Here is a 23390-nt window from a genome sequence, read left to right as displayed (position 1 = left end):
GGAGCCGGCGCCGGCCCGGGTGAGGCCCTGGGAACCGGCTCGGGTCCGGGCGGCCCCGCAGGAACCGGCTCGGGTCCGGGCGGCCCCGACGGAGCCCACTCGGCTCCGGCCTGGTCCGGAAAGGCCCGCTCCGGTCCCGCCGGGTCCCACGGAACCGGCCCGCGTCCGGACGAGCCCGGCGGATCCCACGCGGATCCGGACGGGTCCGGAGACGTCCCCTTCGGTCCGGCCGGGTCCCGGGGACGCGGCCCGGGCCCCGGCACGGGCGCCGGCGGGGACGGCGCGGGTGCCGGGCGGACCGGGCCGGACCGGCGCGGGCCGGGCCGCCGGCGGGTGCTGGGCATCGCGGCCGCCGCGCTCGCGGCCCCGCCGGGCTGGCTCGGCACGCCCACGGCCACCGCAGCGCCCGCGCGCCGGCAGCCGCCGCCCGCCTGCCCGCTCGACGTGTGCGCCGAGAACGCCCGTCCCGGCGCCATGGACTGGCGGATCACCAGGGCCGGGCCGGCCTCCTCCGTCGAGGGGTTCGCGGACCGGGTCAGCGTCCGTGCCGGCGAGACCCTGGGCCTCCACGTGTCGACCACGTCGGCCGCGTACACCGTCTCCGCGTACCGCATGGGCTGGTACGGCGGCGCGCGCGCCCGGCTGGTGTGGCGCTCGGGGCCGATCCGGGGCGAGCGGCAGCCCGGGCCGGTGCGCGACCCGGCCACCCGGATGGTGCGGACGGCCTGGCGGCGCACGGTGGAGCTGGACACCTCCGGCTGGCCCGAGGGCTGCTACCTGCTGCGCCTGGCCACCACGGACGGCAAGGGGCGGCGCTTCGTGCCGGTCACCGTGCGGGGCGCGTCGGCCGCCGGGCGGATGGTGGTGGTGAACTCGGTGGCCACCTGGCAGGCGTACAACCCCTGGGGCGGTGCCGACCTCTACAAGGGCCCTGACCTCAGGAACCGCACGCGGTCCCTCGCGGTCAGCTTCGACCGCCCGTACCGCAGCGGGTCGGGGTCCGGCCAGTTCCTGCGGTACGAGGCCCCGCTGATCGCCCTCGCCGAGCGGCTGGGCCTGCCGCTGGCCTACGCCACGGGGGTCGACGTGGCCCGCGAACCGGGGCTGCTGGACGGGGCCCTGGCCGTGCTGTCCCTCGGGCACGACGAGTACTGGAGCCCGGCGCAGCGGCTGCACGTGACGCGGGCCCGGGACGCGGGGACGAACCTGGCGGTCTTCGGCGCGAACTGCTGCTACCGGCGGGTGCGCTACGACTGCTCGCCGGTCGGACCCGACCGGGTGGTCGTCTGCTACAAGGACGACTACGCCGCGGACCCGGGCTTCCGGCGCGGCGAGCCGCCGACCAACGACTTCCGGAGCAGGCCCCTGCCCGAGCCGGAGAGTTCGCTGCTGGGCGTGCTCTACGACGGCTTCCCGGTGGACGCGCCGTACGTGGTGTCGGAGGCCGGGCACTGGCTGCTCGCCGGTACCGGGGTGCGGCCCGGCGACTCGTTCGCGCACCTGGTGGGCGTCGAGTTCGACCGGGTGCCCACGAGCCGGGCAACCCTGCGGCCCGTCGAGGTGCTGGCGCACTCGCCGGTGGTCTGCAAGGGCCGGCCCTCGTACGCCGACACCGCCTACGCCACCCTGCCGGGCGGTGCCGGGGTGTTCGCGACCGGCACGATGCGGTGGGTGGAGGCGCTGGACGCGCAGGGGCCGGGCGGCGGGAAGTCGAACCACGGGCTCGGGGCCGATGCCGGCCGGTTCACCCGCATCGTCACCGAGAACGTGCTGCGGGCCTTCGCAGCGGGCCCGGCGGGCCGTGCCCGGCCCGCCCGCGACAACCTGACGGCGCATTACGCGGACGCCAGGCCGCACCGGGACGGGGCACCGCCCCCGCGCGCGGAACCGCCCTGCCCACCGGCACCGGCCGCTGCCTCCCCGTCCCCTGCCGCCCATTACGGGGAGGCGCGTGCGGCAGCCGGGGGCCCGCCCGGCGTGTAACCGGGCGCGCCTCGCACGAGTCGTGGTCTGTTTTGCACCAGATTCGGACGATCCCGGGAGTGTGCGTTGCGCCGACTCACGATTGCCCTGACCCTGCTCGCCACCCTCGCCTCAGGCGCCCTGCTGGGCACCGGGCCGGCCGTCTCCGCGGAGGGCGCGCCCTCCCCCGCGTCCGGCCGGGGCACGAACATCCTGGTCGTCGGCATCGACAGCCGCGCGGGCCTGTCGGCGGCGGAGAAGCGCCGGCTGCACGTGGGCGGCGAGGGCTGCAACTGCACCGACGTGATGCTGCTCGTCCACCTGTCCGCGGACGGGAACCGGGCCAGCGTGGTCTCGATCCCGCGGGACTCGTACGTCGAGTACACGGGCGGGCCGGGCGCCGGCCGCTGGGGCAAGATCAACGGCGCGTACAAGCTCGGCGGCGGCGCGATGGCGGTCAGCACCGTGGAGAAGGTCACGGGCCTGCACGTCGACCACTACCTGGAGACCGGCTTCACCGGCTTCGAGCGGGCGGTCGACGACCTGGGGGGTGCGACGGTCTGCACCGACCGGCCGCTCCAGGACGAGAACTCCGGGCTCGACATCACCGCCGGCGTGCACCACACCGACGGCAACACCACCCTGCGCTACGTCCGCGCCCGCCACATCCTCCGGTCCGGAGACCTCGGCCGGATGCGCCGCCAGCAGCGCACGGTCGGCGACCTGCTGGGCCGGCTGACGGCCAAGGGCGCGCTCTCGAATCCGGGGAACGCCGCGAAGACCGCCCGCACGCTGCTGAAGTCGGTGCGCACGGACTCCGGGACGGACCTCCTGGACCTGGTCCGCATCGGGTGGGCAGTGGGCCGGCTGCGGGCGGACCAGACGGAGTTCGCGACCGTACCCATCACCGATTTCGACCACCGGGTGCCCGGGGTCGGCTCCACCCTGGTGTGGCACGCGTCCCGGTCCGCCGCACTGTGGGCCGCGCTTGCCGCGGACCGTCCCATCACCGGCGACACCCGCATCCAGCCCGCGCCCGAGACCCCGGCCCTGACCAACCCGGCCGGCATCAAGGTCCGGGTGGACGACGCGAAGGTGGCCGCCGCGCTGCGCGGCAACGGCTTCGTCGTCACCGACACCTCCGCCACGGCCCCGGCGGTACGCCCCGACGGCCCGCCGGTGATCCGCTACGCCCCGGGCGAGGAGGACGACGCCGCCACCCTCGCGGCGGCACTCCCCGGCGCCCTCCTCCGGCCGGCACCGGACCACGGCCCGGTCTTCGACGTCACGATCGGCCGCCACCAACCGCAGGTCAAACACGTGACGTACGACCGCAACGTGGCCGAGGGCGCCCCGGTGAGAGGCAACACCCTCCGCTGCCCGACGGCCTCCTGAGGTTCCCGCCCGCCCCGGCGGGCCGGCCCTGATCCCGGGGGCAGCGCTCCCTAGGCGTCCAGGACCAGGTCCGTCGTGGGGATCGACTGGCAGGTGAGGGTGGTGGAGTCGGGGAGGTCGGGTGGGGTGGGGGTCAGGTGGGTGACTTCGCCTTCCAGGACCGTGCAGGCGCAGCTTTCGCACTGGCCCACCCGGCAGCCGCTGGGCAGGCGGGCGCCTTCGCGTTCGGCGAGTTCCAGGAGGGTGCCGGCGGACTCGGTCCAGGTCAGCTTCCTTCCGCTGCGGGCCAGGCGGACGGTGTGCCGGGCGCCGTCCGGGATCGTGGCCGCGCGCGGCACGGCCCGGAAGCGTTCGGCGAAGATCTCGAAGGGCGGTACGCCCCGGGCCGTGAGGCCCTCCGTCAGGGCGTCCAGCATCGGGGCGGGGCCGCACAGGTGGAATCGGGCCCGGCGGGCGAGCAGGCCGTCCGCCACGTGGGCGGCGGTGATGCGGCCCCGCCGGTCGTAGTCCCGGCCGGGCAGGTCGCCGGGGGCCGGGTCCGCGTAGTGGGTGACGACACGCAGGACCGGGAGGCGGCGGGCGAGTTCGGCGAGGCGGTCGCGGAACGGGTGGTCGACGCCGTTGCGGACCCCGTAGTGCAGGACCACCTCGGGGACGGTGCCGCCGCTCGCGGCCAGGGTCTCCAGGTAGCCCAGGAACGGGGTGATCCCGATGCCGCCGGCCAGCAGCACCACGGGCGTGTCGGTGTCGGCCGGGATGCGGAACACCCCTGAGGGCGCGGTGACTTCGAGCCGGTCACCCGGCCGGAGGCGGTCGTGGATCCAGGGCGAGAGCCGGCCGTCCGGCTGCCTCCGCACGGCCAGGGCGTACGCGGTGCGGGCCGGGTCGGTGGCCGGGGAGGTCAGGGAGTAGCTGCGCGCCTGGGCCGGGTCCGCGCCCTCGCGGCGGACGGTGAGATGCTGGCCGGGCAGGTGGTCGGGCAGGGGGCCGCCGTCCGCGGGGGCCAGCCGGAGGGTCCGTACGCCGTCGCCTTCCGCCCCCGTCGCGATGACGGTGAAGGCGCGGGTGCCGGGCCAGGTGCCGTCGGCCGGCTCCGGGGCGACCTGGCAGGGCACCGCGCGCAGCGGCGCGGAGCCGCTCAGGGGATCGGTGGTGGTGTGGTCGACCAGCCGGTTGTAGTTGCTGCCGGCCGGGGTGAGGGGGTCGGAGCCGGGCAGGGCGAGGTCCGGGGCGTCCTGCCACCAGCCGTACTCCCCGACCACGACGCCCGGGTGCAGGGAGTCGTCGAAGCGGGCGCGCAGCCGCACCGAGGCGAGCGGGGTGGAGACGCGTACCCACTGGCCCTCGGTGATGCCCCGGGCCGCGGCGGTGGCCGGGCTGAGGTCCAGGCACGGCTCGGCGGCGCGGCGGCGGAGTGCGTTGATCCCGCGGTGCTGGCTGTGCACGTAGTAGCCGTGCTTGGCGCAGGTCAGAACCAGCGGAAAGGTTTCATCCACGGGTGCCGGGTCCCGGTGCTCGGGGACCGGCGGGTAGCCGTGGTCCATCAGGCGCTGGGAGTACAGCTCCACGCGCCGGGTGGGGGTGGCGAAGCCGGTGACCGTGCCGTCGGGAGCCGTGGCGGCGTACCGGCGCTCGGTGCGCTCCCGCGGGACGCGGATCCCGCCGGGGGCCGCGCGGAGCGCGTCGGTGGTCAGGCCCAGCGGCTCCAGCTGCCAGTTCCATGCGGCTTCCAGGTCGCCGTCGAAGAACGCGCCGCCCAGGCCCGTCCGCCGGGCGAGTTCGAAGACGACCTCGGTGTCCGAGCGGGTGCCGGACAGCGGTTCGACGATCCGGGGGCGGAGCTGGACCTGCTCCTGGGCGCGGTGGCCGGTCTCGAAGCCGAAGCGCAGGGCCTCGTGCTCGTACGCGCTGTTCACCGGGAGGACGATGTCGGCGGTGGCGCTGGTGGGGTTGTGGAACAGGTCGAGGTGGACCTGGAACTCGAGCGAGCGCAGGGCACGGGCGGTGCGGTCCGAACCCGGCTGCGCCACCACGAGGTTGGAACCGAAGCCGATCAGCGCCCGCACCCGGTACGGGTGGTGCTCCTCGATCGCCCGGCACAGGTCGCCGGCGTTGACGTACCCGGACGCGGGCGGGCCGAGCGGGTGCCGGTCGAGGCCGAGGGCCTTGTCGCGGGCGCCGGGCGGGAAGTCGGCGGGGGTCGAGGCGGGGCGGTACGGCGGCGGGGGCGCGGGGCGGTTGCCGCCGGGGGCGTCGAAGGAGCCGGTGAGGGCGTAGAGGGTGGCCAGGGCGCGTTCGGTCTGGGTGGCGTTGGCGCTCTGGCCGACGCCGGTCCAGCCGTAGTACGTGACCGCACGGGCGGCGCCGATCCGCTCGGCCAGGGCGCGGACCTCGGGTTCCGGGATCCAGGTGGTGGCGGCGACCCGGTCCGCGGGCCAGGCGGCGCAGGCCTGGGCGTACTGCTCGAAGGCGGGGGCGCAGTCGGTGGTGCTGCCGTCCGCGAGGCGCACCCGGCGGGTGCCGCGGAGCGCGAGGCGCTCGGGGTGCGGGGTGGGGCGGGCGGTGTCACAGGGGACGGCGGTGCCGGCCGCCTCGTCCCAGACGGCGAAACCGGCGCCGTCGTCCGGGGCTCCCCCTGGGGCTCCCCCTGGGGGTCCGCCCGGGAGCCCGTCCGGGGTTCCGCCCGGGAGTTCGGCGGCGGTCAGGAAGCGGCCGTCGTCGAGGCGGACCAGAAGGGGGCCGTTCGTCCAGGCGCGGACGAAGTCCTCGTCGTACGCGCCGTTCTCGATCAGCAGGTGGGCCAGGCCGAGAGCGAGAGCGGCGTCGGTGCCGGGCCGGACGCGCAGCCAGTGGTCGGCGCGGAGGGCGCTGGTGGACCGGCGCGGGTCGACCACGGCGAGGCGGGCGCCCCGGGCCTGGGCGGCGGAGAGGGCGGCGGACTGGGCGAGCCAGGTCTTGGCCGGGTTGAAGCCCCACAGCAGGACCAGGTCCGCATTGTCGTAGTCGGGTGGCGGGAGGGGGCCGCCGAAGGTGAAGGCGTGGGCGGAGTCCTTGTGCCAGTTGCAGATCTCGGCGCTGTAGACGGTGTTGGGGCTGCCGAAGCGGCGTACGAAGCGCTCGATCCACTCGGTGGCGTCCGAGACCATGGTGCCGCTGGGGGTGGCGACGCCGAAGGCGACGGCCTCCGGGCCGTCCTTCGCTGCGATCCGCGTGAGGCGGGCGGCGATCTCGTCCAGCGCCTCGTCCCAGCCGATCGGCTCCCAGCCGGGGTCGGGGTCGGTCTTGGGCCGGGTGCGGCGCAGGGGCGTGGTGAGGCGCCGGCTGCCGTGGGCGATCTCGGCGGCGGCGCGGCCCTTGGGACACATCGCGGCGCCGGTGGGGTGCTCGGGGTCGGGCCGGACCGAGGTGATGCGGCCGCCTTCGACAGTGAAGACGGCCCCGCACCGCGACTTGCAGAGGGTGCAGAACCCGTGCTTCTCCTCAACCACCGTCCGGCCTCCGATCCGCTCCGGGGCCGGCCGGTCGTGCCGGGACCCCGCACTTCCCATTGCACCGCCGCGGGCGGGCCGCGGGACGAGGCAGAGGTCCTGGGGAGCCGGGCCGGAAGGCCCCAAGTGGGGGCGGGCCGCTTGTGCGGGTGCGGAGGAGCCGGTGCGGGGCCGCCGACGCGGGCGCGGCGGGCCAGGCCGGGACCAGGTCCGGGGCCTGCGGGCCGGCCCGATCCTCCCGGGCGGCTCGGGAGGGCCCCTCGGAGCCCCTGCCGCCCCCGAGCCCCCGCAGCCCCCGCGGCCTCTGCCGCCCAGTCCCTCCCTGAGCCTCCCGGCGACCTGGTTCCGCGCAGGTGCGCCGCGCCCGCGAGCAGGGGTGGAAACATGCTTAAACATTCAATCGTGGCGTTCTGGGCAGGGGTGGACGTACATTCATGTGGTCCCGCAAGCCCCTCTGGAGGCGGCGATGCCCGCTCCCCCCCTGCCACACCCCCGCACACCGGTGTGCTGGACGGACCACCTGACACCGGACCCCGCGCACCGGACGACCTGGTCCGCCTGCACCCGCCGGCCGGAACTCGTCGCCTGCGGCACCGCGTGGGACGCGGTCGTCGCACCGCTGGCCCGCGGACTGGCCGGCCTCGATCACCTGCGCCTGCCCCTGGCGGGCGGCTTCCCGGTGCTCGCGGACTACGTACGGCTGGAGCTGATCGTCCAGGTGCCCGCCGGCACCGGGCACCGCTGTGCCGCCCCGGGCAGCCGCGTGCTGCACAAGGGGACGTGGCTCCTGGTCCCGGTCGGGACGCACAGTGCCGCCTCGGCGACCTGGCTGAGCCGCCCCGACCCGGCCACCCCGCGCTACGTCGACGCCGACCGCCTGCACCACGCGCTGCTCGCGGTCGGCGCCGTCCCGCAGGACTGAGGATCAGGTCCCGGGGCACTCCTTCCACGCCAGGTGGTAGATGGTGCTGATGTTGCCGTCGGTCGAGTCCATGGTCATGTAACTCGTCGCGCCGGGAGCGGAGTTGCCCCGGGCGACCCGCAGCTCGGTGTTGATGTTGAAGTTGCGCTGCACGCCGCAGGGCGCCCAGACCAGCTGGGCCCAGTCGGTCTCGTCCGTGGCCTGCCAGTTGTCGTCGAACGGGCCGCGGAAGTCGTGCGACCGCGCTGCCGTCTGCGGGGAGCCCTGGAAGTAGTACGAGGCCTTCTCGGTGCCGGTCGCGCCCGGCGCGAGGGCTGCGTAACCGCGGTAGTCGGCGCTGGCGATCGCGTACGTGAAGCCGTGCGGCACGTGCACGACCAGGCTCAGCTGACAGTTGCGGCGGGCTGCGGTCGGCGGCGCACCGCCGCCGACCTGGGCGATGTACTGGCTGTACGTCACGGTGAACGCGGTGTTGTCCTCGGACACCGCCAGGGCGGTGGTGTCCTTCGGGCAGCCGGATCCGTTGACCGTCGCGACGTCGATCACGATCCGGTCCGGCGGCGGGTCCACGATGGTGGAGGGGCTGGGCTGCGCGGGCAGGGCGGCGGTGAGCAGGGCGCCGATCGCGCCGCTCACCAGGAAACCACCGGCCATGTCTTCTCTCCCATCCGTTGCTGCGGTTCCGGGCGGCTCGCGGGCAGCTGCGGGCGTGCCGCGGGAGTGGGGGGTGCGACCGGCCATGGAGACGGCGGCCGGACGTCGCGGTCCTGTGCGCGGGACCGGAAGCGGAACTCGAAACGGAACTGGAACGGGCATGGCTGTGTGCGCCATGGGGGACGCCGGCCCGTGCGGGCCGGTGCCGGAATCGTAGGGAGGCCGGGCACGGCGGAACAGGGGGAGGTCCAGCCAAAGCGCGGGCAGCGAAGGGCCGTTCGGCGGCCGGAACACGGCTTGGATCGCCGGCGGGCCCTCGTCGGGCAGGGGCTCCTCGCCGTGGCCCGGTCGACGGGCCGCCGGGCGGGGTCGGGCGGTTCCTCCGCAGTGGCCGGCCGGGCGTACCTGCGGCCGCGCTGGTCGCACGCGCCGTAGGCGCGGAAGTTCAGCTACCCCTCGTGCTGCGGCAGGTGGGTCTTGGCGTCGTCGTAGGTGCCCGTTCCGGGGGCCGCGGCGGGGGTGTAGAAGAGGTTCAGCACGCCGGTGGTGAACGTCTCGGCGGATTCGAGCTCCAGCGGGACCGCCGGGCCGTCGTCCTCGAACAGCCGCATGCCCGAGCGTACGGCGATCGGGTGCACCAGCAGGTGGAGCCGGTCGAGCAGCCCGGCGGCCAGCAGCTGGCGGACGACCGAGATCGAGCCGCTGATCCACACGGGGCCGCCCGGCTCCGCCTTCAGGGCAGCGACCGCCCCGGCGAGCTCGCCGTCGAGCTGCTCCGAGTTCCGCCAGTCGAAGGTCAGCCGGCTGCGCGAGACGACGATCTTGCGGGCGTCGCCGAGGACCTTGGCGAAGGGCGCGTCCTCACCGCCGGCCGCCTCCCGCCCCGGCCACGCGCCGGCGAAGCTGTCGTACGTACGGCGGCCCAGGAGGAGGGTGTCGGCCCGGCCGAGGGTGGCGTCGACGGCTTGGCCCATCTCGTCGTTGAAGTAGGGGAAGTGCCACTGGTCCGGCGCCTCGACCACGCCGTCGAGCGAGATGAACAGCTGCGCGGTGACGGGCCTCATACGGGCTCTCCCCTGGGCGTCGGGTGACTGGCTCCTTCCAGTAGACGACGGGAAGGGGGCCCGCACGACTTCCCACGCGGGCCCCCGAGCGGGCGCGGCCGCGCGGTCCGGCGGGCCGGCCCCTCGCTAGGTGTTGGCCTCCGCGGACGAGATGTCGGCGAGTGCCGAGGACGGGTCCTTGTCGAGGGCCAGGTCGCCGATGGAGACGATGCCGACGAGCTTCCCGTCGTCCGTCACCGGCAGGCGCCGCAGGGCGTGTTCGCGCATGAGGGCCACCGCGCGGTCGATGCCGTCGTCCGGCCCCACCGTGACGGGCTCCCCGCTGCAGACGGTCTGCACGTCGGTCGTCGCCGGGTCCCTGTCCTCCGCCATGGCACGAACGACCAGGTCCCGGTCGGTCAGGATGCCGCGGAGCATGCCGTCGTCGACGACGAGGACGTCTCCGATGTCGGCGTCGCGCATCTTCCGGGCGGCCTCGCTCAGCGAGACCTGGGGTGCCACGGTCACCGGGCGCTCCGTCATCACCTCGTGGATGAGCTGGGACATTCTGTCGCCTCCGGTGCTGGAGATCGGGTGGGTCTGCCGCGCGGCTACCCCGGCCCGCACGGCCCACACCCGTCCGAGGGGGCCCGTACGCCCCGGCCCGACGCGGCCGGTACCCAATGGTTTCCGGACATCCTCCGGCGGGTGACCGGCCCGCACGGCGGCCCGCCCGCACGGGGCGGGGCGCGGCCCGGGAGCGTTTTCGGTCAACCGCGGGCCCCCGACGCCGAAGAGGTATAGACCACTGCTAGAGTGGTTGCACTCCCCACACGTCCGATCACCCCCGGTCACCGGAAGGTCCGCCGTGTCCACCACCCATCTCTCCGGCCCTCGGGCCGACTCCACGCCCGCGTACCAGCGCATCGCCGCGGCCCTGCGCGCCGAGCTCGGCGGCTCCATCGCGCCCGGCGCCCGGCTGCCCGCCGAGCGGGCGCTGTCCGTACGCTTCGGCGCCAACCGCCAGACCGTGCGCGCCGCGCTGCAGCTGCTGCGCGCGGAGGGCCTGGTCAGCACCGACCGCCGCGGAACGTACAACGCCGCGGCCGCCGCCCCGCCCGTACGCCGCCCCAGCGCGCCGGACTTCCCCGGCGGCCTCGCGCCCCGGCCGGGCACCACCACCCGGTCCCTGCTGCGCATCGCGGGGCTCCCGGCCGCACCGGCCGCCGCGATGGGCCTGGCCGCCGGCCGGCAGGTGCTCGTCCACCAGCACCAGTTGGTCGACGGGGACGGGGTCCTGCTCCAGCAGGCCCGCACCTGGTTCTCTCCCACGGCCGTGGAGGCGGTCCCGGAGCTGCGCCGGCACCTGCGCGAGGCGCCCACCGACCACGCCGAGCTCCGCCACCTGCACGCCTGGTTCGAGCGCGAGGGGCTGGCCGCCCGGGTGACCGACACGATCAGCATCCCGGCGCCCCACCGCTCGGGCCACCAGCCCGCCCCGGCGGTCCGGCGGACGGTGCACGACCAGGACGGCCGCCCGCTCGCGATCACCGACCTCAGCTATCCCGCGAGCCGCCAGCTCGTCTGGCACCACACCCGGGCGACCACCACCAGTGCCCCCTCCATCCACCTGGCCTGACACCCGCGCCGCGCCGCCCGGCCCGCCGCTCAGCCCGGCGCCGACGTCTCCGCCAGTGCCCGCCGCAGCGTGGCCGTACGGCGCAGCATGACCGCCGGTACGAGCCAGCAGCCCCCGAACCACAGCAGCAGGGCGGCATCGGCGAGGAGGGCGGCCCCCGGGCTGAGGACCAGCCGCAGCACCAGCAGCAGCGCGAACGCGACCATGGCCAGGAACAGCACGAGGCCGGCCACCGTGAGCCGCGCCGCCCACACCACCGCCTCCGGCTTCACGCCGAGGCCGGTGACCAGCCGGTGCACGCAGACCGGGGCGGTCAGCGCGCCGGTGGCCGCGGCGCCGAAGACGACGCAGGCCACGTACAGGTTGTGGTCGGTGGCCGCCAGGCGTGCGAAGGCGGGAGTGAACGCGGCGGCGAGCAGGAAGGCCAGCAGCAGCTGCACGCCGGTGAGCGCGACCCGCACCTCGTGGAGCAGCTCGCACCACAGCCGGTCGGCGCGTTCGTCGGGGCTCTCGCGCCGGTCGCCGGGGCCCGGCGACCGCACTCCGCCGCGGAGCGGGCGGGGGTCTCCCCTGCGGGTCTGCGGGGCAGCCGTCCAGCGGATGCGCATGGCGGTCACCTCCGGGTCGGGCGGCTCGTGCTTCGAGGCCGTGCACCCGCTGCTACCCGGCGCGGGTGCGACTACCCCCGGCTCGGCCGCCCCCGGGGGGCGGCACCGGGTGCTGTCGGCTCGCCCGGACACCGGCCCGGACCGCCGCCCGGACCCGGCCCGAACCGCGGCCCGCGCCCGAATAATCGGTTGCCCGGGCGGCGGCCGGTCCCCGACGATCGACGGCTGTGAGCAAGACCCTTTTGTCCTCGATCGTGCCCGATCTCAGCCCCTGGCGTTCCAGCCGCGACTTCCGGCTGCTCTTCTACCAGGGCACGGTGACCTTCTTCGGCTCGTTCATGGCCATGATCGCCCTGCCGCTCCAGATCAAGCACCTGACCGGCTCGCCCCTGGCGGTCGGCGCGATGGGCGCCGTCGAGCTGGTCCCCCTCGTGGTGTGCGGCCTGTACGGCGGGGCGCTCGCCGACGCCGTCGACCGGCGCCGGCTGATCCTCCTCACCGAGGCGGGTCTCGGCCTGCTCGCCGTGGTGCTGCTGGTCAACGCGCTGCTGCCGGACCCGCTGCTGTGGCCGCTGTACGTGGTGGCGGCCGGCGTGTCCGCACTGGCCGGGCTCCAGCGTCCGGCCCTGGACTCGCTGATGGCGCGGATCGTGCCGCACGACCAGATGACCGCCGCCGCCGCGCTCAACGCGGTGCGGTACCAGATCGGCGCCATCGCGGGCCCGGCGCTGGCCGGCCTGGTCGTCGCGTACGCCGGCTACGCCCCCGCGTACGCCGTCACGGTGGCCGGCTTCGTCCTGTCGGTGCTGCTCTGCGCGCGGCTGGCCCCGGCGCCGCCCGCCCGGGACGCGGAGCGCCCCTCGCTGCGCGGCATCGCGGAGGGGGCGCGGTACGCGTGGAGCCGGCCGGTGCTGCTCGGCACGTACGCCGTCGACCTGGCGGCCATGTTCTTCGCCTTCCCGAACACGATCTTCCCCTTCCTGGCCGACGAGCTGGACGCCACCTGGGCGCTGGGCCTGATGTACGCGGCGGGCGCCGTCGGTTCGCTGCTCCTGGGGCTGACCAGCGGCTGGACCTCCCGGATCCGGCGGCACGGGCTGCTGGTGGTGTGCGGTGCGGCGGGCTGGGGCCTGGCGGTCGCCGCCGCGGGCCGGGCGTCGAGCATCTGGCTGGTGCTGGTGTGCCTGGCGGTCGCGGGCGCCGGCGACATGCTCAGCGGACTGGGCCGGGCCACGATCTGGAACCAGACCATCCCGGACGAGCTGCGGGGCCGGCTGGCCGGCATCGAGGTGCTGTCGTACAGCGTCGGCCCGCAGCTGGGCCAGGTGCGGGCGGGCACGATGGCGGGCTGGACGGGCACGCGCGCCGCCTTCTGGACCGGCGGGCTGGCCTGCGTGGCGTCGGTGGCCGCGCTGGCCGCGCTGCTGCCGAAGCTGATCACGTACGACGCGCGGACGGACGCCGACGCGGTGCGGCGCCGCGCCGCGAAGGAGCCGGTCGCCGCCCCCTCCGGGCCCGCCTGACCGTCCACCGGGAGGCGGCCGTCCGCGCGGCGGCCCCCTCCCGGTGGGTGGCAGTCCTGGGCCGTTCGCGTGAGCACCGCGCCCTGCGCACGGCAGGGGGCGCGCGACCCGACGATGATCGGCACGTGTCGACCGGAACCGGACCCTCCCCCCACGCGCCCGGCGGCGCCGATCCCCTGCCGTGCCTGCCGGAACCCGGCGCGGAACCCGACCCCGCCACGGCGGATCCCCCTCCCGCCCCCAAGGCACCCGTGCTCACCATCGGGGTGGAGGAGGAGTACGTGCTCCTGGACGCGGCCGGCATGCCCGTGCCCCGGGCCGACCCGGTGATGGCCGAGGCCGGCCTGGAGCCGAGCGTGGAGGGGGCGGAGCTCCAGCACGAGCTGCTCCAGTGCCAGATCGAGGTCGCCACGCCCGTGTGCAGCCAGCTGGCCGAGGCCGCCGGGCACCTGCTGAGGCTGCGCCGGGCGCTGGGGCAGGCGGCCGAGGACCACGACTGCCGGCTGGCCTCGTGCGGCACCCCGCCGCGCAATCCGCGCTCGCCCGACGTCACGGACGCGCCCCGTTACCGCGATCTGTCCCTCCGCGCGCCGCAGCTGGTGGCGGAGCAGCTGGTCTGCGGCACGCACGTGCACGTGGCGGTGCCGAGCCGGGACGTCGGCGTCGCGGTGCTCAACCGGATCAGGCCCTGGCTGCCGGTGCTGGTGGCGATGGCCGCCAACTCACCGCTGTGGAACGGCCGGGAGACCGGCTTCGCGAGCTGGCGCACGGTGGTGTTCGGGCGCTGGCCGGTCAGTGGTCCGCCGCCGCTGTTCGCCGACGCGGCCGACTACGACCGGCGCGCCCGCGACCTGCTGGCGGCGGGTGTGGCGCGCGACACCGGGCAGCTGTACTGGCAGGCCCGGCTGTCGGACCGGTACCCCACCATCGAGGTGCGTTGCGCCGACGCGCAGTTGTGCGTCCACGACACGGTGATGCTGGCCGGCCTCGTGCGCGGGCTGGTCGGCCGGGCCATCGCGGACCACGACGCCGGGCGGCCCGTGCCGCACTGGCCGCCGGAACTCATCCAGGCGGCCAACTGGCACGCCGCCCGGTACGGGCTGACCCACACGCTGCTCTCCCCGCACGGCTCCTCCCGCCCGGCGCGGGCGGTGGTCAGGGAACTCCTGGACCACACCGCCCCGGAGCTGGAGCGCTCCGGCGACCTGAGGGAGGTCGGCTGCCTGGTCGAACGCCTGCTGGAACGCGGGACCGCGGCCGAGCGCCAGCTCCGCGCCCACCGCGAGGGCGGCCTCGCCGGGCTGCTGGAGCTCCTCACCGCGGACGCCGACCCGGCCCCCTGACCCCTGTGCCCCCGCGTCACCCGCCCGGTGGTCCGGGGTGGAGGCGGATCCGGGCGGCCAGCGGGAGGTGGTCGCTCGGGGTGGCGTCGAGGAGGCGCAGGCGGGTCACCGCCGCGCGGCGGGTGAGGACCTGGTCGATGCGTGCCACGGGGAAGGCCGCCGGCCAGCTGAAGGCGAAGGCGGGTGCGGGCGGGTCCAGGCGGGAGGTGACGGGGGCCAGGCCCCGGTCGTCCAGGGTGCCGTTGAGGTCGCCGAGCAGGACCACGCGTTCCAGGGGCTCGGCGGCGAGCGCCGCGCCGAGCAGGGCGGCGCTCTCGTCGCGCCGGGCGGAGCCGAAGCCGCCGGACGGGCTCAGCCGGAGGGAGGGGAGGTGGGCGACGTAGACGGCGACGTCTCCGTGGGGGGTCCTGGCGGTGGCCCGCAGGCAGCGGTCCCAGCCCTCGCCGATGCCCCGGGGTCTGATGGGGACCGGGCGCACGTCCGTGAGGGGGAATCGGGACCAGAGCCCGACGGTGCCGGTGGCCGCGTGGTGGGGCAGGACGGGGCCGAGGGCGGCGGCGAAGCCCGGCGAGGTCGCCGGGGTCAGTTCCTGGAGGGCCACGAGCGAGGGTTCCGCGTCGAGGATGCGCCGGGCCGTGGCCGCGGGGTCGGGGTTCTCGTCGCTCGCGTTGTGCTGGACTGCGGTGAGGTCGTACGGGGCGTCCGCGCGCGGGAGCAGTTGGGTGCCGTACAGCGCCGCCCAGGCGGCCGCCGGCACGAGAGCGGCGCAGAGGGCGTCGGGTGCCCGCCGCCACAGGGCGAGGCCGGCCAGGACCGGCACCCCGAGGCCGAGCCAGGGCAGGAAGGTGTCGAGCAGGCTGCCGGCCCGCGGGCCGGTGTTGGGCACGAGGCCGGGGAGGGTGAGGAGGAGGGTCAGCAGCAGGGCCGGGGCGAGGCGCAGGAGGGGACCGGCGGCGCGGGGGGCGGGCGCCGGCGGGCCGGGAACCGGTTCCGCGGCGACCGGTTCCGCGGGCGCCGCACCACCGGGGCCGGTACCGGGATCCGCGCCGGCGCCCGGGCCCTGGCCCGGCGTCGCGCCGGGGCCGGGATCGGTGCCGGAGGGCCGGGCGGCGTTCCGGGCGACCAGCGCGTGGACCAGGGCGAAGGTGACGCTGATCAGCAGCGCCCAGGAGGCCCACTTCGACAGCGGGACCGCTTCCCAGGCGCCCAGCTGTGACGGGTAGCTCCAGGCCCCGAGGTAGGTGGCGATGTTCTCGGCCACCCACAGGAAGAAGCCGATCAGGGTGAAGGCCAGCGCGAGGGGCATCCGGCACCACCGCTCCCCCACCCGGTAGTGCACGGCGGTCCCGGCCGTCGCGGCGAGCAGCAGCAGGGCCAGCGCCCAGCGCAGGTCCGGCAGCCAGTGGTGGGTGAGGAAGTTGGCGTACAGCGCGGCCGCCACCAGGGCCGTCGCGCGCACCCGGTAGCCCGTGACCCGCAGGCCGAACAGCCGCCAGGCGCGGCACACGTAGCTGCCGACGGCCGCGTACATGAAGCCCCCGTACAGCGGCACCCCGGCGACCTTGGTCAGGGCCGGCTCGGGGTAGCTCCACGACCCCACCCGCACCTTCACCAGTTCGAAGGCCAGCCCGAGGAGGTGGCAGACGGCGATGACCGCCGCCTCCCGGCGCGTCTCCCACCGCAGGACCAGGAAGGCGGCGGTGAGCAGGATCCCGTACCCGAGCAGCAGGTCGTAACGCGCCACGGGCAGGTCCGGGAGGACGGTGGACAGGGCCATGCCGCAGAACAGCGCGCCGGCGAAGAGGCAGGCGCGGACCTGCGTCCAGCCGAACAGCGCCAGCTGCCTGAGGAAGCGCGCCGTGCTCGCCGTGATCGGGTGCATGCCCTACGGGACGGGCCGGACACGTGTGTGGTTGCCGGGCGGGCCGGGTACATACACGGAAGGTTTTCCGACAGACCGTCGGCAAACAGTTGACTTAGGTAAACCTAAGTCAGAGGATCGGAGAGTCGGCGCGCCGCCCTGAACGGGCAGCGGCCGCGTCGCTTCCGCATGCCCGTTCTTCTCCCTGGAGGCCCTCTTGGACCCCGCCGGCACCCCCGCCGCCCCCGCCGCCCCGTCCGCCGCCCCCGCCCCGGCCGGGCCGACGCCGTTCTCCGAGCTGATCCGGACCGCCTCGCACGCCCAGCACACCGAGGCCGAGAACTCCGGGTTCATGAGCGACATGCTCGGCGGGCGCCTCGGGATGGACGCGTACGCGCGGTACACCGAGCAGCTGTGGTTCGTCTACCGCGCTCTGGAGGACTCCGCGCGGGAGCTGGCGGCGGACCCGGTGGCCGGCCCGTTCATCCGACCCGAGCTGTTCCGGGTCACGGAGCTGGAGCGGGACCTCGCCCATCTGCGCGGCGCGGACTGGCGGTCCACCGCGACCGCCCTGCCGGCGACCCGTGCGTACGCGGCCCGCGTCGAGGAGTGCGCGCGGAACTGGCCCGCCGGGTACGTCGCGCACCACTACACCCGCTACCTCGGCGACCTGTCGGGCGGTCAGATCATCCGCGGCACGGCCGAGAAGACCTGGGGCTTCGCCCGCAAGGGCGACGGGGTGCGGTTCTACGTCTTCGAGCAGGTCGGGAACCCGGCGGCCTTCAAGCGCGAGTACCGCGCGCTGCTGGACGCGATAGCGGTGGACGACCTGGAGAAGCGGCGGATCGTGGAGGAGTGCAACAGCGCCTTCGCCTTCAACACGGCCGTCTTCCGTGAGCTGGGTGAGGAGTTCCGGCCCGCGGCCTGAGTCCCGGCCCGTACGCTCGCAGCGGAGGCCCCCGTCCGGAGTCCCGTCCGGACGGGGGTCTTCGGCCTGGGTGGGCCGCCCGGCGGTGACGCCCCGACGGCCACCGTACGGCGCTTCCGGCCGGCCGTGACGTGTGCGGGGCGCCCTTCAGCCCTCGGTGCCGTCCGCGGCCTCCGCGGCCTCCGCGCCGTCCGCGCCGTACGTGCCGTCCGCGCCGTACGTGCCGTCCGGCGTTGCGTCTCCGTCCGGCGCCTCCTCCGCCTCGTCGTGGAGGCGTGCGGCGAGCGGGTCGGCGGTCAGGCGGAGCGGGTGGGCGAGGGAGGCCTCGTACCGGGCACGGTCGAACACGTACGGGCCGAGGGGCAGTTCGCCCCACTCCTCGCTCCGGTACGGCTGGAGGAACCGGGACCAGGTCACCGTGTCGTCCGCCACCTCGATGTGCGCGCACAGCGGCCAGCACTCCCAGACCCCGCACGGGCAGCCCAGCAGCACCGACCGTCCGCCGGCGACCTCCCGGAACGCCGGGGAGGGCCGCCCCGTGAAGTGCTCCGACGGACGCGGTACGTCGTCCCGGTCCAGCCCCCGGTGCTGGCCGAGGACGAACCGGGCGCGCCCCTCGGGGGTCCTCCCGGGCTCGCCCTCCAGCAGCTCGGGCTCCCAGAGCGGGGCCGTGGCGCGGGCCACCAGTTCCCGCAGGTCCACCCCGTCCACCCGGACCCCCCAGACCTCCAGGGTTCCGTGCGGGTGGGTGAAGAACTCGGCCTCGGCCATCGGCGCCTCCCGCTGCCGTCCTGCTGCACCCGGTGTGCTCCGCCGCGCAGCCACGATCCTCCGCGTTCCGCCCCGCTCCGGGCAACCGGGTTCCGGCGGAACGGAGGCTGCCGGGCCGGGCTCGGCGCGACCGGCCCGCCGTGCGCGGCGTACCCTCGGCGAATGGCGAAGTACTTCGACGTGCACCCTGAGAACCCTCAGCCGCGCACCATCAGCAGTGTCACGGACCTGGTCCGCTCCGGGTCGCTCATCGCATACCCGACGGACTCGTGTTTCGCCCTGGGCTGCCAGCTCGGCAACCGGGAGGCCCTCGCACGGATGCGGACGATCCGGCGGCTCGACGAGCGGCACCACTTCACCCTCGTCTGCCAGAACTTCGCCCAGCTGGGGCAGTTCGTGCACATCGACAACGCGGTGTTCCGGGCCATCAAGGGCGCCACGCCCGGCGCGTACACGTTCATCCTCCCGGCCAGTTCGGAGGTGCCGCGCCAGCTGCTGCACCCGAAGAAGAAGACGGTCGGCGTCCGGATCCCGGACCACGTGGTGACCCAGGCGCTGCTGGCCGAGCTCGGCGAGCCACTGCTGTCCACCACCCTGCTGCTGCCGGACGAGGACGAGCCGATGACGCAGGGCTGGGAGATCAAGGAGCGCCTGGACCACGTGGTCGACGCGGTGGTCGACTCGGGCGACTGCGGCACGCAGGCGACCACCGTCATCGACTTCTCCGGCGGCGGTGCGGAGATCGTGCGGCGCGGCTCGGGCGACACCGAGCGCTTCGAGTAACGGCGCGTCCGCTCGGGCGGTCCGCGGGACCGGGCTCGGAGCATCGGCGGGCCCGGCTCAGGGGCGCTGGCGTGCACGGGCCGCCGGGCCGCCGGCCGTGGGCGGGACGGTCGGGTCCAGCGGGGCCGAGGCGGTGGTGGTGGGGGCCCGCGACGGCCGGCCGTCGCCGCGTTCGACGAGGGTCAGCCGGGCCGCGGCCGTCTTGAAGAGCGGCTGCTTCGACACCGGGTCCCAGTCGGTGGCGGTGGTCTCGTTCGCGGCCCGGCCCGGGGCGTCCCCGCCGCCGGTGCCGCCCGGGGTGTCCCAGTAGCCGTAGTGGAAGGGCACGAAGAGCAGCCCGTCCCGGATGGCGGTGACCCGCAGCCGCCCGCGCAGGGCGCCCCGCCGGGTGGCCACCTCGACCAGGTCGCCCTCGGCCAGTCCGCGTACCGCCGCCTCCCCGGCGGACAGTTCCACCCACACCTCCGGTGCCGCGGCGTCGAGCTGCGGAGCGCGGCCCGTCTTGGTGCGGGTGTGGAAGTGGTAGAGGGTCCTCCCGGTGGTCAGCCGCAGCGGGTACGCGGCGTCCGGCTCCTCGCGCGGCGGCTCGTACGCGGCGGACCTGATGACCGCCCTGCCGTCCGGGTTGAGGGCCCGGTAGGCGTCGGCGTCGTGCGGGTCGCCGGTGGCGAGGTCCTTGCCGTAGGACTCGCAGACGTCGGGGTGCGCCCAGGGGAAGCCGTCGGTGTAGAGGCGCTCGGTGCCGTCGGGGTGTTCCGCGTCGCAGGGCCACTGGATGCCTGAGGCGCTCTCGTGCAGCCGGCGGTGGCTCAGCCCGGTGTAGTCGCAGGGCCGTCCGGCGCTGCAGCGCTTCCACGCCTCGAAGGCCGACTCGGCGTCGTGCCAGCTCACCAGCGGTGCGCCGGCGCGGTCGCGGAAGTCCATGCGCCGCGCGTAGTCCAGGAAGACGTCGAGGTCGGGGCGGGCGAGGCCCGGCGGGTCGACGGCGCGTTCACACAGGTGCACCGTGCGGTCCGCATTGGTGACGACCCCGGTCTTCTCGCCCCAGGTCGCGGCCGGCAGGACCACGTCGGCCAGCCGGGCGGTCTCGGTGAGGAACAGGTCCTGCACCACGGTGACGAGGCCCTCGCGTGCCAGGATGCCCCGGATGCGGGCGAGTTCGGGCAGGGACACGGCCGGGTTGGTGCCGCTGATCCACAGCAGTCCGATGCCGCCCTCGCCGGCCAGCCGGAAGATCTCCATGGCATGGGTCGGCGGCCCGGCGTGCGGGATCCGCTCCGGGTCGACGTTCCAGATCCCGGCCAGCTCCCGGACGTGGTCCGGGTTCTGCCAGTTCCGGAAGCCCGGCAGGTCGCCGTCCGCCCCGCACTCGCGGGTGTTCTGGGCGCTGGGCTGGCCGTTCATCTGGAGCACTCCGCACCCGGGCCGGCCCAGCATGCCGCGCAGCAGGTGCAGGTTGTTGACCTGGACCGCGGCCGCGGTGGCCTGGTGGGACTGGTACACGCCCTGGAGGACGGTGGACACCAGCCGCCGCGCCCCGCCCAGGAGTTCCGCCGCCCGTACGATCTCCCGCGCCGGTACGTCGCAGATGCCGGCGGCCCACTCGGGCGTGCAGGGGGCGACCCGCTCGGCGAGTTCCTCGAAGCCGACGGTGTGTGCGTCGAGGTAGGTCCGGTCCACCCGCCCGGTGCGGACGGTCTCGTGCAACAGGGCGTTGAGCAGGGCCAGGTTGGTGCCGGGGCGGGGCGCCAGGTGCACGTCGGCACGGCCCGCCGCGGCGGTGGGGCGGGGGTCGACGCAGACCAGCCGGGGCGGGTCCGGGCCGGTCAGCCGGTCGAGGATCCGCATCCACAGCACCGGCTGGGTCTCGGAGACGTTGTGCCCGAACAGCGCGAGGGTGTCGGCGTGGTCGACGTCGGTGAACGAGCCGGGCTGGCCGTCGCTGCCGAAGGACTCCTTCAGCGACTCGCCGGCGGTGGCCGTGCAGAGCCGGGTGTTGCCGTCGAGGTGGGGGGTGCCGAGGCCGCCGCGGGCGATGACCGCGAGCGTGTAGTACTCCTCCAGGAAGAGCTGCCCGCTGGTGTAGAAGCCGATGGCCTCCGGGCCGGGTCCGGCCATCAGTTCACGCGTGCGGGTGACGATCCGGTCCATCGCGGTGTCCCAGGAGCACGGCACCAGCTGCCCCCGGTCGCGCACCAGCGGGCGGGTGAGCCGGTCGGGGGAGTGGCAGGCCTGCCAGCCGAACAGGTCCTTGGGGCCGAGCCTGCCGTGGTTGACGCGGTCGGCGGCGCGGCCCCGGACGCCGACGATCCGGCCGTCGCGGACGGCGACGTCCATGGCGTCGCCGTTGGAGTGCAGGACGGACGCGGCCTTCGTCCAGCGGTCCACGTCGCCGGGGCCCAGCCCTTCGGCCAGGTGGGTGTCGGTCCTGGCCGGCCAGGTGCCGCCCGCCGGGTACGGGGTGCGGTCGCCCCAGGGGCGCGCGATGCGGTCGGGGTTCGGCTCCACGGGCCACCTCCGGATCGGCGCCGTCCGTGGGGCGCGTCTGCCCTGGCGGGGCGGGCCGAAACGGCTGCCGCGGGCGGCCCGGCGCCTTGCGGCCTGTCACCCGTACGGACGCGTCCACCTGCCCGCACGGGGGGCCATCGGGGTTTGCTGGTCGGTACCAGCAAGTCCCGCGATCAGGGAGGCGACATGTACGTGATGTGCGCGGGCACTGCCCTCACCGACACACACCCCGTCTGGCACGTGGCGGCCAAGAACGACACCCGCACCCTGTGCGGCCAGCCGGTGCCCGCACCGGGCCAGGAGCACACCACCGAACGCCACTGCCCCGAGTGCATGGCGAACTTCCGCGAGACGATGCAGGTCCGCACCGCCTGACCCGGCCCCGTCACCTGCCGGCGACCGCGTGCTCCGGACCGGAGCGCGCCAGGACCCCGGCCGCAGGTGACTGTCGGTCCTGGCCGGGGTCCTGGGTGCGGGGCGACGCGTCAGCGGTCGTCGCGCATGTCGCGGCGGTCGTCCGCCTCGTCGCGCATCATGTCCTCGTCGCGGTCCCGGGAGACCTCGCCGGGCCTGCGCTGGCCGTTGTCCCGGTCCTGCTGGCGGTCACGCCCGGAGCGCTCCTGCTCCTCGCGGCCTATGCCGGGCTGCTGGCGTTTGTTCTGCATTCCACCCATGACGGGGTCACTCTCCTCGTGAGCTTGAGCGAGCGGGACATCGTCGTCCCGCCCGCTCCACGACGCTGACACGTACCGTCACGGTCCGCATCTTATCGGCACGGAGGGTGAGGCCGGCCGGGTCACCGCGAGGGGGTCGCGGGGGCCGCCCGGCCCCGGGGCGGCGTGCGGGTGGGACGTCAGCGCTGGAAGGAGACGTCGTAGTAGGTGTCGGTCAGGGCGCCGGCGACGGTGTAGCAGCGGACCTGGACGCCTTCGGTGGGGTTCCAGCGCTCCACCTTGCAGAACTTGGAGTCGACGCCGTAGGCCGTGACCTGGACGTTGCCGTTGGAGAGCTGCTGGTTGGGCGGGTGGAAGCGGTAGACGCCCTGGCTGACGCGCCGGATGCGGTTCACCACGCCGGAGGAGTTGTACGAGTACGCGGCGGCGGGGTTGTACGCCGCCGAGCCCGGCAGGTTGGCCCATGCGTACGCGGCCGGGACGGCGCGCTGGATGCCGGTGGCGCGCGCGTAGGTCAAAGTGAAGCGCTGGTCCCTGAGGTTGCCCAGGCGGTCGTGGCAGCGGACGTTGACGAGCTGGTCGGCGCCGGAGACGAACCAGTTGCCCACCTTGCAGCGGGCCGAGGTGTCGCCGTACGCCGTCACCTGGACGTGTCCGGCCGCCGAGCCGATCGAGCGCAGCCGGACGGTGTACCGGCCGGTGCCCGAGCGGGTGATGGCGTTGAGCGCACCGGCGGAGTTGAACTGGTACGCGGTCGAGGGCGTGTACGCCGCGCTGGTCGGGTTGTTGGCCCACACGTACCCGAAGCGGGAGCCGCCGAGGCCGGAGGTGTTGACGAAGCTCGCCGTGAACGGGGTGTTCACGCGGAGGCCGGTGCGGGTGAAGCAGCTGACCCGGACGTCGAGCCGGTTGCCGACGGGGTTCCAGTCGCGGACCGCGCAGGTGTTGCTGGTGGCGCCGTACGCGGTCACGTGGACCGTGCCGCCGGTCCGGCCGAGGTTGGCCAGCCGGACGGTGTAGAGGCCGGTACCGGTGCGGACCACGCTGTTGGCGCCGCCGGTGGAGTTGCGGCTGTAGGCGGCGGAGGGGGCGTACGGGGTGTTCAGCGCGTGGGAGGGCGAGTTCGCCCAGACGTAGGCGCGCCCCAGGCTGCCCACCGCGTGGGCGGGCGTGGCGGTCACGGCCGCCGTGCCTCCGGCGAGGGCCAGGGTTGCGGTCAGGGCCAGTGCGCGGGTGCGCCAACCGGCTTGCGGTTGCGTTGCGTTCACGTGGATCTCTCCCCCTCGGG

General features: G+C 75.3%; 19 protein-coding genes and 1 pseudogene. 9 read left to right on the top strand and 11 right to left on the bottom strand.

The annotated features are described in order from the left end of the window. Nucleotides 1-333: 333 nt before the first annotated feature. Complete coding sequence (locus ACIF6F_RS07810; RefSeq protein ID WP_399942763.1) at nt 334-1983, top strand: N,N-dimethylformamidase beta subunit family domain-containing protein; 1650 nt, start codon at nt 334-336, stop codon at nt 1981-1983. Nucleotides 1984-2049: 66 nt separating this feature from the next. After that, nucleotides 2050-3357, top strand: a complete 1308-nt coding sequence (locus ACIF6F_RS07805) for an LCP family protein (protein WP_399942760.1) — start codon at nt 2050-2052, stop codon at nt 3355-3357. Nucleotides 3358-3407: 50 nt separating this feature from the next. On the opposite strand, the gene ACIF6F_RS07800 is transcribed toward ACIF6F_RS07805, so the two are convergent. Continuing rightward, on the bottom strand, nt 3408-6845 hold the full coding sequence (locus ACIF6F_RS07800) for a molybdopterin-dependent oxidoreductase (RefSeq protein WP_399942758.1): 3438 nt from the start codon (nt 6843-6845) through the stop codon (nt 3408-3410). Nucleotides 6846-7311: 466 nt separating this feature from the next. On the opposite strand from ACIF6F_RS07800, the gene ACIF6F_RS07795 reads away from it, so the two are divergent. Beyond that, complete coding sequence (locus ACIF6F_RS07795; protein ID WP_399942756.1) at nt 7312-7767, top strand: hypothetical protein; 456 nt, start codon at nt 7312-7314, stop codon at nt 7765-7767. Between the two features lie 3 nt (nt 7768-7770). Here ACIF6F_RS07795 and ACIF6F_RS07790 read toward each other — a convergent pair whose 3' ends face one another. The 3 genes from ACIF6F_RS07790 to ACIF6F_RS07780 form a co-directional block, all read right to left on the bottom strand. Continuing rightward, nucleotides 7771-8421 carry a DUF4360 domain-containing protein gene (locus ACIF6F_RS07790; RefSeq protein ID WP_399942753.1) on the bottom strand — a complete coding sequence of 217 codons (651 nt, stop codon included), beginning with the start codon at nt 8419-8421 and terminating at the stop codon, nt 7771-7773. Between the two features lie 449 nt (nt 8422-8870). Then, nucleotides 8871-9485, bottom strand: a complete 615-nt coding sequence (locus ACIF6F_RS07785) for a dihydrofolate reductase family protein (RefSeq protein WP_399942750.1) — start codon at nt 9483-9485, stop codon at nt 8871-8873. 126 nt (nt 9486-9611) lie between these two features. Beyond that, entirely contained in the window at nt 9612-10031 is a 420-nt protein-coding gene (locus tag ACIF6F_RS07780) for a CBS domain-containing protein (protein WP_399942748.1), read from the bottom strand. Between the two features lie 301 nt (nt 10032-10332). On the opposite strand from ACIF6F_RS07780, the gene ACIF6F_RS07775 reads away from it, so the two are divergent. Beyond that, nucleotides 10333-11103: a GntR family transcriptional regulator gene (locus ACIF6F_RS07775; protein ID WP_399942746.1), complete on the top strand. Its 771-nt coding sequence runs from the start codon at nt 10333-10335 to the stop codon at nt 11101-11103. 29 nt (nt 11104-11132) lie between these two features. Here ACIF6F_RS07775 and ACIF6F_RS07770 read toward each other — a convergent pair whose 3' ends face one another. Next, nucleotides 11133-11711, bottom strand: a complete 579-nt coding sequence (locus ACIF6F_RS07770) for a DUF6328 family protein (RefSeq protein ID WP_399942743.1) — start codon at nt 11709-11711, stop codon at nt 11133-11135. Nucleotides 11712-11938: 227 nt separating this feature from the next. On the opposite strand from ACIF6F_RS07770, the gene ACIF6F_RS07765 reads away from it, so the two are divergent. After that, complete coding sequence (locus ACIF6F_RS07765) at nt 11939-13234, top strand: MFS transporter (protein ID WP_399942740.1); 1296 nt, start codon at nt 11939-11941, stop codon at nt 13232-13234. Between the two features lie 251 nt (nt 13235-13485). Next, entirely contained in the window at nt 13486-14577 is a 1092-nt protein-coding gene (locus tag ACIF6F_RS07760; protein WP_399943458.1) for a glutamate--cysteine ligase, read from the top strand. A gap of 16 nt (nt 14578-14593) precedes the next feature. Here ACIF6F_RS07760 and ACIF6F_RS07755 read toward each other — a convergent pair whose 3' ends face one another. Together ACIF6F_RS07755 and ACIF6F_RS07750 are read right to left on the bottom strand one after the other, a co-directional pair. Next, nucleotides 14594-15517 carry an endonuclease/exonuclease/phosphatase family protein gene (locus tag ACIF6F_RS07755; protein WP_399943455.1) on the bottom strand — a complete coding sequence of 308 codons (924 nt, stop codon included), beginning with the start codon at nt 15515-15517 and terminating at the stop codon, nt 14594-14596. A 261-nt stretch (nt 15518-15778) separates the two neighbouring features. Beyond that, a pseudogene (locus ACIF6F_RS07750) lies at nt 15779-16459 on the bottom strand (DUF817 domain-containing protein); the annotation flags it as partial. Between the two features lie 277 nt (nt 16460-16736). On the opposite strand from ACIF6F_RS07750, the gene ACIF6F_RS07745 reads away from it, so the two are divergent. After that, nucleotides 16737-17366 carry a heme oxygenase (biliverdin-producing) gene (locus ACIF6F_RS07745; RefSeq protein WP_399943452.1) on the top strand — a complete coding sequence of 210 codons (630 nt, stop codon included), beginning with the start codon at nt 16737-16739 and terminating at the stop codon, nt 17364-17366. Between the two features lie 147 nt (nt 17367-17513). Here ACIF6F_RS07745 and ACIF6F_RS07740 read toward each other — a convergent pair whose 3' ends face one another. Further along, the gene (locus tag ACIF6F_RS07740; RefSeq protein ID WP_399942738.1) at nt 17514-18137 is read right to left on the bottom strand and encodes a hypothetical protein; all 624 of its coding nucleotides are present in this window, start codon (nt 18135-18137) and stop codon (nt 17514-17516) included. Nucleotides 18138-18299: 162 nt separating this feature from the next. Here ACIF6F_RS07740 and ACIF6F_RS07735 point away from each other — a divergent pair, with 162 nt between their 5' ends. After that, the gene (locus ACIF6F_RS07735; RefSeq protein ID WP_399942735.1) at nt 18300-18920 is read left to right on the top strand and encodes an L-threonylcarbamoyladenylate synthase; all 621 of its coding nucleotides are present in this window, start codon (nt 18300-18302) and stop codon (nt 18918-18920) included. A gap of 57 nt (nt 18921-18977) precedes the next feature. Here the strand turns inward: ACIF6F_RS07735 and ACIF6F_RS07730 are convergent, their stop codons facing one another. Next, on the bottom strand, nt 18978-21428 hold the full coding sequence (locus tag ACIF6F_RS07730; RefSeq protein ID WP_399942733.1) for a molybdopterin oxidoreductase family protein: 2451 nt from the start codon (nt 21426-21428) through the stop codon (nt 18978-18980). Nucleotides 21429-21614: 186 nt separating this feature from the next. Between ACIF6F_RS07730 and ACIF6F_RS07725 the strand changes: the two genes are divergently transcribed. Next, nucleotides 21615-21803, top strand: a complete 189-nt coding sequence (locus tag ACIF6F_RS07725) for a hypothetical protein (protein WP_399942730.1) — start codon at nt 21615-21617, stop codon at nt 21801-21803. A 110-nt stretch (nt 21804-21913) separates the two neighbouring features. Here the strand turns inward: ACIF6F_RS07725 and ACIF6F_RS07720 are convergent, their stop codons facing one another. Beyond that, the gene (locus tag ACIF6F_RS07720; protein ID WP_399942727.1) at nt 21914-22102 is read right to left on the bottom strand and encodes a hypothetical protein; all 189 of its coding nucleotides are present in this window, start codon (nt 22100-22102) and stop codon (nt 21914-21916) included. Between the two features lie 179 nt (nt 22103-22281). Continuing rightward, nucleotides 22282-23370 (bottom strand): hypothetical protein, encoded by a 1089-nt coding sequence (locus tag ACIF6F_RS07715; protein WP_399942725.1) that lies wholly within the window; start codon nt 23368-23370, stop codon nt 22282-22284. Nucleotides 23371-23390 lie beyond the last annotated feature (20 nt).

The organism is Streptomyces sp. NPDC086023 (genome assembly GCF_044540325.1).
Taxonomy (GTDB): Bacteria; Actinomycetota; Actinomycetes; order Streptomycetales; family Streptomycetaceae; genus Streptomyces.
The sequence above is the reverse complement of the archived record's forward strand: the minus strand, read 5'-3'. Positions and strand labels throughout refer to the sequence as shown.